At 66.9% G+C, this 12387-nt stretch carries 13 protein-coding genes; 3 read left to right on the plus strand and 10 right to left on the minus strand.

The window, feature by feature from the left end; all coding sequences use genetic code 11:
* Nucleotides 1–67: 67 nt before the first annotated feature.
* The 8 genes from Q0316_RS15150 to Q0316_RS15185 form a co-directional block, all read right to left on the minus strand.
* The gene (locus tag Q0316_RS15150; RefSeq protein ID WP_298674094.1) at nucleotides 68–847 is read right to left on the minus strand and encodes a fumarylacetoacetate hydrolase family protein; all 780 of its coding nucleotides are present in this window, start codon (nucleotides 845–847) and stop codon (nucleotides 68–70) included.
* 2 nt (nucleotides 848–849) lie between these two features.
* The gene (locus Q0316_RS15155; RefSeq protein ID WP_298674096.1) at nucleotides 850–2328 is read right to left on the minus strand and encodes a 2-hydroxymuconic semialdehyde dehydrogenase; all 1479 of its coding nucleotides are present in this window, start codon (nucleotides 2326–2328) and stop codon (nucleotides 850–852) included.
* A 75-nt stretch (nucleotides 2329–2403) separates the two neighbouring features.
* Entirely contained in the window at nucleotides 2404–3225 is an 822-nt protein-coding gene (locus Q0316_RS15160) for an alpha/beta fold hydrolase (protein ID WP_298674097.1), read from the minus strand.
* Nucleotides 3225–3974, minus strand: a complete 750-nt coding sequence (locus Q0316_RS15165) for an ABC transporter ATP-binding protein (protein ID WP_298674098.1) — start codon at nucleotides 3972–3974, stop codon at nucleotides 3225–3227. The genes Q0316_RS15160 and Q0316_RS15165 overlap by 1 nt, the downstream gene beginning before the upstream one ends.
* Nucleotides 3971–4717 (minus strand): ABC transporter permease, encoded by a 747-nt coding sequence (locus tag Q0316_RS15170; RefSeq protein ID WP_298674100.1) that lies wholly within the window; start codon nucleotides 4715–4717, stop codon nucleotides 3971–3973. Before Q0316_RS15170 ends, Q0316_RS15165 begins: the two co-directional genes overlap by 4 nt.
* The gene (locus Q0316_RS15175) at nucleotides 4714–5277 is read right to left on the minus strand and encodes a VOC family protein (RefSeq protein WP_298674102.1); all 564 of its coding nucleotides are present in this window, start codon (nucleotides 5275–5277) and stop codon (nucleotides 4714–4716) included. The genes Q0316_RS15170 and Q0316_RS15175 overlap by 4 nt, the downstream gene beginning before the upstream one ends.
* A complete protein-coding gene (locus Q0316_RS15180) occupies nucleotides 5274–6308 on the minus strand; it encodes an ABC transporter substrate-binding protein (RefSeq protein WP_298674104.1) in 1035 nt (344 codons plus the stop codon). Before Q0316_RS15180 ends, Q0316_RS15175 begins: the two co-directional genes overlap by 4 nt.
* Complete coding sequence (locus Q0316_RS15185) at nucleotides 6305–7204, minus strand: fumarylacetoacetate hydrolase family protein (RefSeq protein WP_298674106.1); 900 nt, start codon at nucleotides 7202–7204, stop codon at nucleotides 6305–6307. Before Q0316_RS15185 ends, Q0316_RS15180 begins: the two co-directional genes overlap by 4 nt.
* A 181-nt stretch (nucleotides 7205–7385) precedes the next feature.
* Between Q0316_RS15185 and Q0316_RS15190 the strand changes: the two genes are divergently transcribed.
* The gene (locus Q0316_RS15190; RefSeq protein WP_298674108.1) at nucleotides 7386–8186 is read left to right on the plus strand and encodes an aspartate dehydrogenase; all 801 of its coding nucleotides are present in this window, start codon (nucleotides 7386–7388) and stop codon (nucleotides 8184–8186) included.
* A gap of 14 nt (nucleotides 8187–8200) precedes the next feature.
* Entirely contained in the window at nucleotides 8201–8647 is a 447-nt protein-coding gene (locus tag Q0316_RS15195; protein WP_298674110.1) for a VOC family protein, read from the plus strand.
* Nucleotides 8648–8816: 169 nt separating this feature from the next.
* Here the strand turns inward: Q0316_RS15195 and Q0316_RS15200 are convergent, their stop codons facing one another.
* On the minus strand, nucleotides 8817–9827 hold the full coding sequence (locus Q0316_RS15200; RefSeq protein ID WP_298674113.1) for an amidohydrolase family protein: 1011 nt from the start codon (nucleotides 9825–9827) through the stop codon (nucleotides 8817–8819).
* Between the two features lie 142 nt (nucleotides 9828–9969).
* On the opposite strand from Q0316_RS15200, the gene Q0316_RS15205 reads away from it, so the two are divergent.
* On the plus strand, nucleotides 9970–10929 hold the full coding sequence (locus Q0316_RS15205) for a LysR family transcriptional regulator (RefSeq protein WP_298674115.1): 960 nt from the start codon (nucleotides 9970–9972) through the stop codon (nucleotides 10927–10929).
* On the opposite strand, the gene Q0316_RS15210 is transcribed toward Q0316_RS15205, so the two are convergent.
* Nucleotides 10909–12315: an amino acid permease gene (locus Q0316_RS15210; protein WP_298674117.1), complete on the minus strand. Its 1407-nt coding sequence runs from the start codon at nucleotides 12313–12315 to the stop codon at nucleotides 10909–10911. The two genes, Q0316_RS15205 and Q0316_RS15210, sit on opposite strands and share 21 nt — an antisense overlap.
* Between the last annotated feature and the right edge of the window lie 72 nt (nucleotides 12316–12387).

The following is a 12387-nucleotide window of genomic DNA, read 5'->3' on the forward strand; positions in this document are numbered from 1 at the left end:
ATCAGATCGGTCCCGATGTTACCCGATCCAATGATCGCCGCTTTCACCTTGGTCATCGTCATTCCCCTCAGACGAACCGCGCCGCGACCGAGCCGAGGCCGTTGATCCGTGCCTCGATCAGATCGCCCGTCGCGATCGGCGTCATCGGCCCCAATGCCCCGGACAGGATCACGTCGCCCGCGCGCAGCGGTCGCCCGGCGCGCGCCATCACGTCGGCAAGCCAACGCGCGGCGTTGAGCGGATTGCCGAGACACGCCTGCCCCACCCCGGTCGAGGCCGGCTCGCCATTCTTCTCCAGCACCATGCCGCACAGCCGGAGATCGAGCGCCGACAGCGGGCGTGGCGTCGCGCCGAGCACGAGCGCGCCCGACGAGGCGTTGTCGGCGATCGTATCGACGATGCCGATCTTCCAGTCCGCGATCCGGCTGCCGACGATTTCCAGGCACGGCAGCGCGAAGGCGGTGGCGGCGATCACGTCGGCGAGGCTGTTGCGCTCGCTCGTCAGATCCGCGCCCAGCACCAGCGCCACCTCCGCCTCGACGCGCGGTTGCAGCACCGCGTCGGCGGGGATGTCGGCGCGATCGTCATACCCCATATCGGCGAACAGCATCCCGTAATCGGGCTGATCCACCCCCAGTTGCCGCTGCACGGCGGCGGAAGTCAGCCCGATCTTGCGCCCCACCAGCCGCCGTCCCCCCGCCAGCGCGGCGCGGGTGTTGATCTCCTGCACCGCATAGGCCGCATCGAGATCGCCCGCTGGCAGCAGCGGCGCGACGGGCGCCACCGGCGTGCGCGTCTCCGCCGCCTCGCGCAGCATCGCCGCGACTGTTTCGATCGCATCGCCCATCGTCAGAAACTCACGCAGATGTTGGTCGGCTCGGAATAGAAGTTGAGCGAATGTTCGCCACCCTCGCGCCCGATGCCGGAAAGTTTCACGCCGCCGAACGGCGTGCGCAGATCACGCAGAAACCAGTCGTTGACCCAGACGATCCCGGCCTCGATCCGCCCCGCGACGCGGTGCGCGCGGCTGACGTTCTGGGTCCACACCGCCGCCGCCAGCCCGTAGGCGGAATCGTTGGCGAGTGCGATCGCCTGTTCCTCGCGATCGAAGGGGGCGACGTGGCAGACCGGGCCGAAAATCTCCTCGCGCACCGCGCGCGCGGTTTCGGGCAGCCCGGTAATCACCGTCGGCTCGACGAAATAGCCGCCCGCCAGCGCGCCCTCCATCGCGGGCGCGCCGCCGCCGGCATGGAAGCGCGCGCCTTCCTCCGCCGCCAGCCTGTAATAGCCCAGCACCTTGTCGCGCTGTTGCGCGGAGATCACCGGCCCGATCGCCGCGCCGCCCCATGGGTCACCGATCGAAAGCCCCCGCGCCTTCTCCGCCAGCGCCGCGACGAAGCGATCGAAGATCGGTCGCTCGACATAGACGCGCTCGGTGCACAGGCACACCTGCCCGCAATTGGAGAAGACCGAGCGGACGGTGCCGGCCAGCGCCGCCTCGAAATCGCAATCGGCGAAGATCAGTGCGGGGTTCTTGCCGCCCAGTTCGAACGAGATCGGCTTCACCCCCGCCGCCGCGGCCCGCATGATGGTCGAGCCGGTCGAGGATTCGCCGGTAAAGGTGATCGCATCCACGTCCGGGTGCGACACCAGCCACTCGCCCGGCGCGTTCGCCCCCGCGCCGTGAATGAGATTGAACACGCCGGGCGGAACACCCGCCGCCTCGATCACCTCCGCCAACAGCGTCGCGGTGGACGGCGTTTCTTCCGACGGCTTGGCGACGATCGTGTTGCCGCAGGCCAGCGCGGGCGCGACTTTCCAGCTCATCAGCAGCAGCGGCAAATTCCATGGCGAGATCACCGCGACCACGCCAAGCGGGCGCGGGATGCTGTAGTTGATCGCGGTGCGCCCATCGGCGGTGCGTGTCTGGAAGCTCGGCATCGCGCGCGCCTCGGCCAATGCGGCGAAGCTGCGAAAATTGGCCGCGCCGCGCGGGATATCCACCGCGCGGGCGTGGGCGAGCGGCTTGCCGGTATCGGCCACTTCCGCCGCGACGAAATCGTCGAACCGCGCCTCGATCCCCTCCGCGACGCGGACCAGCAGCCGGCAGCGCTCCGCCTGCGCCATGCCGCCCCAATCGCCCTTCAACGCCGCGCGCGCGGCGGCGACAGCGGCATCGACCATCGCGTGGTCAGCCGCGCCAACGTCCGCCAGCTTCGCGCCCGTCACCGGATCGAAATTGGGGAAAAGCGCCGGCCCCTCGACGAACCGCCCGTCGATGAAATTGCGCAACGCGCCGCCCGCGAAGGGATAGGGATGCTTGTTCATGCTATCGGCCTATCGGGGGCAAAGTCGCGTGGAAAATATCATCTCCCGCCGCCCTTATGGCTGCTTCGTTATAGATCAGGCGGGGGTATAGCCCGCCGCGTTGGAATGCGCCGGGATGCGGCCGGCATGGCCCGCCATCTGCGCCAGCGTTAGCAGCGTGTCGTTGAACTCTGTCGCTCGTTCGAGGAAGGCGGAATGGCCCGCGCCATTCACCTCGACCATGAACGATCCCGGTACGCGCGCCTGCACGCGGCGGATCGCCTCGATCGGGAACAGCGCATCATCCACCCCCGCGATGAACAGGATCGGAAAGCGCCCGCCGCCGATCTCCTCCGGCGCGTAGGTCGGGAAATTGCCCGAAAGGTTATGCCGGTCGGTCGCGTTGAAGCTGTTGATCTGCGCATAGAGAATCGCGAGCGCAGGATCCTCGGCCCGCGCCCTCTCGCCCAACACGCGCTCGATCTGCTCCAGATCGCGCGTCACCGCACGCGCTTCGTCCATCAACGCGCGCACGTCATCCGGCTCGGCGATGGCGTGGAGGCTATCGGCGATGGCGAGCGCCGCCACCCGCTCCGGCCAGCGACAGGCGAAATCAATGCAGGTGCCGCCGCCCATTGATTGCCCGACCAGCAGCGCCCGCTCCACCCCAAGATGATCGAGCAACGCGCGCAGATCATCGGCGAACGCCGCCCGCCCGCGCCCGTCGCGGTCCTCCGACCGACCGAAGCCGCGATGATCGAAGGTGATGACGCGATTGGCGCGCGCCAGCGGCCCGAGCTGCCGGAACCAGATCGCATGATTGCCGCCGACGCCGTGTGCCAGCACGATCGCCGGCCCTTCACCATGCGTTTCCCAGTAAAGCTCCGCCCCGTCGACGGCGAGGATACCCGATCGCATCATTCCACTCCCATCAATCGGCTGAGGCGCACGACATAATCGCCGAACGCCGGGTCTTCGCGGGTGCGCGACGGATCGCGCGGGCGCGGCAGGTCGATCGTCACTTCCTCCAGCACGCGGCTGGGGCGTTCGGACATGACGATCACGCGATCGGACAGCAACACCGCCTCCGCGATGCTGTGCGTCACCAGCACCACCGTCTTGCGATCGCGTTGCCAGATGCGCAGCAATTCCATGTTGAGCCGATCCCGCGTCAACGCGTCGAGCGCGCCGAACGGTTCGTCCATCAGCAGCACGCGCGGGTTGCGCACCAGCGCCTGCCCGATCGCGACGCGATGCCGCATCCCGCCGGAAAGCTGGTGCGGGAAGCTCTCCTCGAACCCCGCAAGGCCAAGCGTGTCGATCAGCGCGGCAAGCTCGCCTTCCGAAGGCCGTCGCGCGTCCCGGTCTAGATCGACGCCAAGCAGCAGATTGCCACGCACGTCGAGCCACGGCAGCAGGTTGGAGGTCTGGAACACGAAACCCACGTCGGCGGCGGGCGCGGTGACCGGGGCACCGGACAGGCGGATCGCGCCGCCGTCGATCGGCTCCAGCCCGGCGATCAGGCGCAGCAGCGTGCTCTTGCCACACCCCGACGGGCCGAGCACCGAGACGAACTCATGGTCGCGCACGCTCGCGCGCACCTCGGCGATGATGCTGCGCCCGCCGAAGGTCTTGGCGACGCTGTCGATCTCGATCGCCGCCGTCATGCCGCGCGCCACCACACGAACTTCTCCCAATATTCGACGCCGTAGAACAGGAGCAGCGACAGGACGGTCACCGTCAGCAGCGCGGCGAAGGTAAGCGCGGTGTTGCCCGATCCCGATGCGGTGAGGATGAGATTGCCAAGGCCATCGTTCGACCCGACGAACTCGCCGACGATCGCCCCGATCACCGCGAGCGGCATCGCCACCTTGCACCCGTCGAGGAACGCCGGCAGCGCGCACGGCAGCCGCAGCCGCCAGAACGTCTGCCAGCGCGTCGCGCGCAAGGCGCGGAAATGCTCCTCCAGATGCGCCGGCGTGCTGGCGAGCCCGCCCATCCCGGCGACAACGATCGGGAAGAAGGCGAACAGGAACGCCATCGTCAGCTTGGAGGACAGGCCATAGCCGAGCCAGGCGACAAGGATCGGTGCCAGCCCGACCTTGGGAATGCTCTGAAGCGCGACGAGCAAGGGATAGACCGTCCGCCGCGCGCCGTTCGAGAAGAATACGAACGCCGACACCGGCACCCCCACCACCAGCGCGATGACGAAGCCCCAGAACACCTCGGTCAGCGTCTTGAGCGTGCCATCGGCCAGTGCCGCGCGCGATCGCCACAATTCGCCGACGATCGCGCTGGGCGGCGCGAGCAGATAGGATTTCGCGCCCGACCAGCGCACCCCCGTTTCCCACACCAGCAATAGAGCGGCGAAGAACAGCATCGTGATGGCGATATCCTTCGCCCGGCTCACTTCTTCGTCCCATCCTTGTCTAGCAAAGGCAGGATGCGCGCGGGGGGCGGCACGACGAATTTCTCCAGCCGCCATTGATCGAACGTCTCGAGCGTGCCGCCGTCCCAAACCGCCGGTTCATGCTGCGCATCGAGCGCGATCTGCGTCATATCGGAATAGAATTCGACATTGTTGCCGTCGGGATCCTTGAACACGATGAAGGTGTTCGCCCCCGGCCCGTGCCGCCCCAGCCCGCGATCTATCTCGATCCCGCGCGCGACGAGCATCGCGGTGATCCGCTCCATCTCCGCGATCGATTCGACGCGGTAGGAGAAATGCTCGACCGATGGAAAGAAGCCCTCCGGGATCGCCTGATGCCCCGGCGGCAACTGCAACAGCGCGAGATCGTGATGATCGACGCCGCAGCGCAGGAACACCATATGGTCGCCGATCCAGTCGGAAACGGTGAGGCCAACCACCTCGGTATAAAAGGCCAGCGAACGCTGGATATCGCGCACCTTTAACACGAGATGGCCGAGCTTGGTCGGACGCGGCCGGTAATGGATCGCATCGTCGGTCATTGCGCTGCCTTTCCGTCAAGATAATCGTTGGTGAACAAGGCGTTCGCCGGCAGCTCTCCGCCGGGCCGGCCCGCTGCCCTCAGGAAGTGGATGGTGTTCTCGATCCGCGCGGGGGCAAAGCGATGCGGGCCCGCCATCAGAACGGCGGTCTCCACGATCTGCTGCCGCGTCACGCCCGCATCGAGCAACGGAAAATGCCGCCGGATGCTCGCCAGCGCCGCGTCCGGGTCGCGCGCCGCATCGGCATAGCCGCGATAAGTGGCGGCGAGGAAACGGCGCACCAGATCGGGATCGCGCGCGATCAGCGCATCGCGCGTGGCGATGCCGCTGCCATAAGCGTCAAAACCGAAATCGGCATAGTCGATCCGCCCGATCGTCAGCCCGGCCGCCTTGGCGCGCTTCTGGAACAGCGCCATCGAATTGCCGAGCCAGCATTCGGCGGCATCGACCTTCCCCTCGATCAACGCGGCGACGACAACGGCGGGATCGAGCTGGATTCGCCGCACGCGCGCGGGATCGACGCCGTTGCGGCGCAGCCACGCCGGAAGCAGCGTCTGCACCGCGCTGTTCAGCCCCGCGCCGAAGGTGAGGCCGGCAAGATCGGCGGGCGTCGCGATCCGATGCCGCTCACGCACGAAACAGACGCCGGCGGGAAAACGCATATTGATGCCCCCCACCATCCGCGCATGGCCGCCGCCGGCGCGGTTCATCGCGACACTGAGCGGATCGACATAGCCGAATTCGAACATCCCGCGATCAAGCTCGTTGACGGTGCGCGCGCCGCCGAAGCCCCGCATCGGCTCCACGCTGAGCCCGGCGTCCGTATAATAGCCCTTGTCCATCGCAACGAACACGCCGGCCATGCTGCCCTGCGGCAGCCAACTCATGTTGAAGCGCACCGGGGTCAGCGCCTGGCCAGCCGCCGCCCGCGCCACCGGCTCGGGCCGCAACGCCGAAAGCAGCGTGACGACCGCGATCGCGAGGATCACCGCCAGCCCCGGCGTCATCCGCACGAGCGTCGCGCGCTTCATCCCGCGCGCACCGGATTGCGCAACTCGCCGATCCCGTCGACCCAGGCGGTCATCACGTCGCCGTCCTTGAGGAACACGCCGCGCCCCATGCCAACGCCGGCCGGGGTGCCAGTGGCGATCAGGTCGCCCGCCTTCAGTTCGAGGATCGTCGAGAGATAGGCGATCTGCTCGAAGCAATCGAAAATCATCTCGGCCGTATTGCCGTCCTGCATCGCCGCATCGTTGACCTTGAGGCCAAGCCGGATGTCATGCGGATCGCCAAGGCAATCGCGCGGTACGAACCACGGCCCGATCGGGGTGAACGTGTCGAAGCTCTTGCCGCGGAACCAATCGTGCGAGAACGGAAAATCGGTGCGCCGCGTCTTGTCGCGCGCGGACACGTCGTTGACGATCGTATAGCCGGCGATGTGCGCGAAGGCGTCGGCGGCGGCGATATCGCGCCCGGCGTGGCCGATCACCACGCCAAGCTCCACCTCCCAGTCCGGCCGCTTGACCTGCGGCGGGATCACCACCGTTTCCTCCGGCCCGATCACGCTCTCTATCGTCTTGAGGAAGACGTACGGCTCGCTGTCCGCCTTGGCTGCCAGCTTGGTCTGCATCTCCTCGGCGTGTTCGATATAATTGGAAGCGGCCCCGAACACCCGCCGCGGCACGAACGGCGCGGCGAGATCGGCCCGCGAAACATCCGCCGCGCACGCACCCAGCGCCTCCGCCAGCGCGGCGACCACCGGGGCCGCATTGGCCCAATCCGCGATGAGGTCGTTGACGCTGCACCCGACCAGCGACGGGGCATGGGCCGCCGCCGCGCCATCGAGATCGTGGATCGCGTCCCCCACCACGATCGCGGCCCGCTCCGCTCCGTCGCGTCGCCAGGTCGCCAGCGCGTGCCAGATCATCTTCCTCTCCCACTCGTATCGAGGTGGAAAGGTGGCGGGCGGCGCGCCTCAGGTCCAATATGGCTTCCGCATAAGTGGCGCGGATTTCATTATAGCCCGCCGCATCACTATAGCGACGTGTCTATAGCGGCTGCCGCAAACGATATTTCCGGCGCGCCCGCACCGATCCTAGACCGGGGCCATGAAGATTGGCATCGCCGGACTGGGCACCATTGGCCGCGTGGTAGCGCGCCGCCTGATCGAACAGGAGGACGTGCTCGTCCTCGATTGCGTCGCCGCGGGTGACGAGGAAAAGGCGCGCGGCTATCTCGCCGCAGCCGGCTGGGACGTGCCCGTGGTAAGCATCGCGGAGATGGCGCGGCGCGCGGACGTGATCGTCGATTGCGCCCCCTCCGCCGCATTTCGCGACATCGCCGAAGCGACGGTCGATAACGGCAAGATCCTCATCACCGTCAGCGGCGCGGCGCTGATCCAGGCCGACGATCTCGCCGCGCGCGCCGCGCGAGGCGGCGGACGGATCATTCTCGCCACCGGCGCGCTGCTCGGGCTGGACGCGGTGCGCGCCGCCGCACTCGGCACGATCCATTCGGTGACGATGGTGACGCGCAAGCCGCCGAAATCGCTGGTCAAGGCCGAGCATGTCGTGCGCAACAATATCGACCTCACCGCGCTCGATGCGCCGCTGAAGATTTTCGAGGGCAGCGCGCGCGAGGGCGCGATCGCTTTCCCCGCCAATGTCAACGTCGCCGCCGCGCTGGGGCTTGCCGGCGTCGGGCCGGAGCGCACACGGCTGGAAATCTGGGCGGACCCGGCGCTGGAGCGCAACACGCATTTCATCATCGTCGATGCCGATAGCGCGCGCTTCACGCTGAGCATCGAGAACGTCCCCACCGACGAGAACCCCGGCACCGGCCGGATCACCGCATTGAGCGTCATCGCGGCGCTCCGTGCGCTCGTCACCCCGCTACACATCGGAACCTGAAGGGAAAAACCGTCATGCCCGTTCGCTTACGCCACGTCGCCATCGCCGCCGCAGACCCGGACAATTCGGTCCGCTTCTTCACCGAAGTGCTCGGCTGGGAGGTGGCCGGGCGCGTCGACAGCCGCAATGCCCGCGGCTATTATGTCACCGACGGCCACATCAACATCGCGCTGCTCGCCTTCAAGAACCGTCCGGCGGCGGGGATGGAGTTCGCCGAGGGCTATGCGGGGCTGCACCATATCGGCTTCCAGTGCGACGACATCAACGAGATCGTCGAGCGCTTCGAAGCCAGCGGCTTCGCCCCGCGCCACGATGTCAACCTCGCGCAGGGGCTGGGCAAGAATCCGGCGAAGGACAATGCCGAATACAAGATGACCGGACCGGAGAACGTGATGGTCGACGTGTCGGAACGCGGCTGGGTCGGCACCGAAAGCTATCGCGCGCCGCAAAGCGCGGGCTGATCCGTCTCGTTTTCCTTACTGCCCGCCATCCGGTTCTCAACTTTCCCGGAGTGGCGGGCGGCTTTTTTGTGCGATCGGCGTTGCGCCCTTCCGTGCGTCCCCGCGAAGGCGGGGACCCAGTCTGGGCTCCCGCCTTCGCGGGAGCACAAAGCCTCCGTGAACCGGAAAATCAGCCCGCCGCGACTTCCTCCAGCGCGAGCCAGCGCGCCGCGTTGCCGCCGAGAATCTTGCGCTTCGCCGCGCCGCTCAGCCGGTCATGCGTGCCGACGAGTTGCCCGATCGCCTCCTCGCCCAGCGGGAAGGGGTGATCGGAGCCGAGCATCACGCGATCCTCGCCCAGCACGTCCACCACCAGTTGCAGCGAATCCGGGCTGAACACGGCGGAATCGACGTAGAAGCGATCGAGATAGGACGAGGGCGGATTGGGGCAATCGACGCGCACGATATCGCGCTGCGCCCAGGCGTTCTCGACCCGGCCGAGCAGGAAGGCGAAGCTGCCGCCGCCATGCGCGAAGCATAGCCGCAGCGATTTGGGCAGCCGCTCGAACGCGCCGGAAAGGATCAGCGACAGGATCGAAAGCTGCGTCTCGGCCGGCATCGCCACCAGCCAGGGCAGCATGTATTTCGGCATCCGCTCGCGCGCCATCATATCCCACGGATGGACCAGCACCGCCGCGCCAATCTCCGCGCAATGCGTGAGAAAGGTCAGCAACCGTTCGTCATCGAGATAGGCGTTGCCGAGGTGGTTGCCGATCTGCACGCCGAGATGCCCGGTCTCCATCGCACGGCTCGCCTCGGCGCAGGCCAGGTCCACGTCCTGCAACGGCACCTGCGCCAGCGCCTTCAACCGCCGGGGATCGTGCGCCGCCATCTCGACCGCCTGGTCGTTGAACCGCTTCGCCGTCTCCGCCGCGTCCTTCGCCGGTCGCGCATAACCGAACATCACCGGCGTCGCGCAGATCACCTGCATGTCGATATGGTTGCGATCGAGATCCTCGATCCGCGCCGCCGGGTTCCACAGCGCCTCGCGCACCGGGCGAAACTCGCGCGTGCCGACCATTATCATGCCCTCGCCCGCGCCGGTCCGCTTCAGCCACGGCAGCCCATCCCGCTCCGCCGCCTCGGCATGGGCCGGGTCCGACATCGGGAAGAAATGGCTGTGCATGTCGATGATGGTCACGCCCGGTGCGCTCCTGAAAAACTTCTATGGCCCTTTGCTCAATAGGGGCGGCAGATATCGCGGAATAATTCCGATGCGCCCGGCTGTTATTACCAAAAAATTATAGTAGGGACGGCCCCGCAAACGGGGAGGATGACAGGCAGTGTCGCGTTTCCACGAGAATTTCCTGCTCAGCCGGCTGAAGCTGCGCCAGCTCAAGCTGCTTGCGGCGGTGGCGCAGGAGGGGAATATCCTGCGCGGGTCGCAAATCCTCAACATCGCCCAGCCCGCCGCGACCAAGAGCATCAAGGAGCTTGAGGAGGCGCTGGGTGTCCAACTGTTCGAGCGTTCGTCGCGCGGGGTGACGCCGACGCTGTACGGCGATGTCATCATCAAGCACGCCAAGCTGATCCTCACACAGCTTCGCCACGCCAGCGAGGAATTGCAGTCGATCGAATCCGGGCTGTCGGGCCGCGTGTTCGTCGGCACCTTGCTCGCCGCCTCGCCCACCCTGTTGCCACGCAGCCTCGCCCTGCTGCGCGCGCGGCGACCGGGAATCGCCGTCACGGTGATCGAGGGGACGATCGACAAACTGATGCCCGCGCTGCGCACCGGCGATCTCGACGTGGTGCTCGGTCGGCTGCCCGATTTCCGTGAACGCGAAGGGCTGGAGCAGGAAGTGCTCTATGACGAGCCGATCGCGATCGTCGCGCGCGAAGGACATCCGCTGGCCGCGAAACAGGGGTTAACGCTGGCCGATCTCGCCGATCAATCCTGGATTCTCCCGCCGCCGGAGACCTCGTTGCGCCGGCAACTCATGTTCGCGTTCCGCCGCGCCGGGATCGAGCCGCCGGTCGATGCGATCGAATCCGTCTCGATCCTCACCAACCATTCGCTGCTGCTGGAGACGGACCTGCTGGCCGCCATCCCCTATCAGGTGGCGACGGTGCAGCCGGGGCTGGCGATCCTGCCGATCAGCATGGAGGCAACCGCCTCGCGCATCGGGGCGACGACGCGGGCGACCGTCACGCCGTCCGCCGCCGTATCGTGCTTCATGGATATGGTGCGCGAGGTGGCGGCGACGATCCGGGCCGACATGCCCTCAGTTGGCGATGGTGGCTGAGGCCGCAACCCGCCCGCGCCGCACCGCCCACAGCCGATAGACGATCGCGACGAACACGCACCACGGCCCACCCGCCAGCACCGCGACATCCCAGAATTCATGATCGAACGCCATCGTTGCGGTGATCGCGGCGAGCAGCCCCAATCCCAATAGCTGCGCCGCCGGGAAAAATGGCATTTTGACCGGGAGGTCGCCGGCGGCGTGGCGGCGGCGGAACACCATATGGCTGGCGAGAATGCTCGCCCAGGTGAGAATGCCGCCGAACAGCGCGACGCCGAACAGATAATTATAGGCGAGCGGCGTCAACATCGCGAGTGATCCCGCCAGCAGCACGCACGCGCCCGACAGCAATGTCGCCGCCAGTGGCACCCCGCCCGCGCTGAGTTTGCCGAACAAGGCCGGCGCATAGCCCCCGCGCGACAGCGAGAACAGCATCCGCGAGGCGAGATAAAGGCTGGTGTTCATCGCGGACAGCGCGGCGACGGCGACGACGAAGTTCATCGCATCGGCGGCATAGGGGATGCCCGCCGCGCCAAACATGCGCACGAACGGGCTTTGCGTCACCACCTTCGCGCCGGCTTGCGTCCACGGCATGAAGGCGAGGATGATGAACAATGCGAGGATGTAGAACAGGAACAATCGCGCCGCCATTGTGCGCAGCGCGGCGGGAATCGCCTCGCGCGGGTTCTCCGCCTCACCGGCGGTGGCGACGACGAACTCCAGCCCGAGGAAGGAGAACAGCGCCATCAGCACGCCCATCCACACGCCGCTGAAACCGTTTGGCATGAAACCGCCGGGTAGGCCGATAACATTGTGCAGCCCGGTCGACGGGCCGGTGAGGCCGAGGATGCGGCTGCCGCCGACGATGATGAACAGCACGATCGCCGTCACCTTGATGACGGTCAGCCAATATTCCACCGAGGCGAAATTGCGCACTGGCCGCGAGTTGAGCCAGAGCAGCGCGCCCGAGAAGCCGATCGCCGAAAGCCATATCGGCACTTCCGGGAACCAGAAGCGCATATAGGTGCCGATCGCGATCGCCTCGCTGCCGATCAGCAGCACTTGCTGGATCCAATAGGTGTAGCGGATCAGGAAGCCGGCGAACGGCCCGAGATAGATTTCGGCATAGGTGCCGAACGATCCGGCGGTGGGATGGACCACCGCCATTTCCGACAGGCTGAACACCATAATCACCGCGATCAGCGCGGCGATCAGGTAACTCAGCAGCACCGCCGGACCGGCATAGCCGATCGCGATGCCGCTGCCCATGAACAGCCCGGTGCCGATCGCGCCGCCCAGCCCGATCATCGTGATCTGGCGCTTGCCGAGCGTGCGGTGCAGCCCGCCCTCACGCGCGATCGCCTCGTTGTCGGAAAGGCCGGGCATCACGTCACCGCCTCCCACGCGTGATAACGCGGATCGCGCCACGCGCCGGTTTCCATCACATCGGCGAGGACA

The organism is uncultured Sphingomonas sp. (assembly GCF_937871615.1).
Lineage (GTDB): Bacteria > Pseudomonadota > Alphaproteobacteria > Sphingomonadales > Sphingomonadaceae > Sphingomonas.

Bases quoted from the DNA above. Each gene is read 5' to 3' on its own strand.
- Q0316_RS15180 (WP_298674104.1), bottom strand. From the start codon at position 6,308: ATGAAGCGCGCGACGCTCGTGCGGATGACGCCGGGGCTGGCGGTGATC.
- Q0316_RS15190 (WP_298674108.1), top strand. From the start codon at position 7,386: ATGAAGATTGGCATCGCCGGACTGGGCACCATTGGCCGCGTGGTAGCG.
- Q0316_RS15165 (WP_298674098.1), bottom strand. From the start codon at position 3,974: ATGACGGCGGCGATCGAGATCGACAGCGTCGCCAAGACCTTCGGCGGG.
- Q0316_RS15195 (WP_298674110.1), top strand. From the start codon at position 8,201: ATGCCCGTTCGCTTACGCCACGTCGCCATCGCCGCCGCAGACCCGGAC.
- Q0316_RS15160 (WP_298674097.1), bottom strand. From the start codon at position 3,225: ATGCGATCGGGTATCCTCGCCGTCGACGGGGCGGAGCTTTACTGGGAA.
- Q0316_RS15150 (WP_298674094.1), bottom strand. From the start codon at position 847: ATGGGCGATGCGATCGAAACAGTCGCGGCGATGCTGCGCGAGGCGGCG.
- Q0316_RS15185 (WP_298674106.1), bottom strand. From the start codon at position 7,204: ATGATCTGGCACGCGCTGGCGACCTGGCGACGCGACGGAGCGGAGCGG.
- Q0316_RS15210 (WP_298674117.1), bottom strand. From the start codon at position 12,315: ATGCCCGGCCTTTCCGACAACGAGGCGATCGCGCGTGAGGGCGGGCTG.
- Q0316_RS15175 (WP_298674102.1), bottom strand. From the start codon at position 5,277: ATGACCGACGATGCGATCCATTACCGGCCGCGTCCGACCAAGCTCGGC.
- Q0316_RS15155 (WP_298674096.1), bottom strand. From the start codon at position 2,328: ATGAACAAGCATCCCTATCCCTTCGCGGGCGGCGCGTTGCGCAATTTC.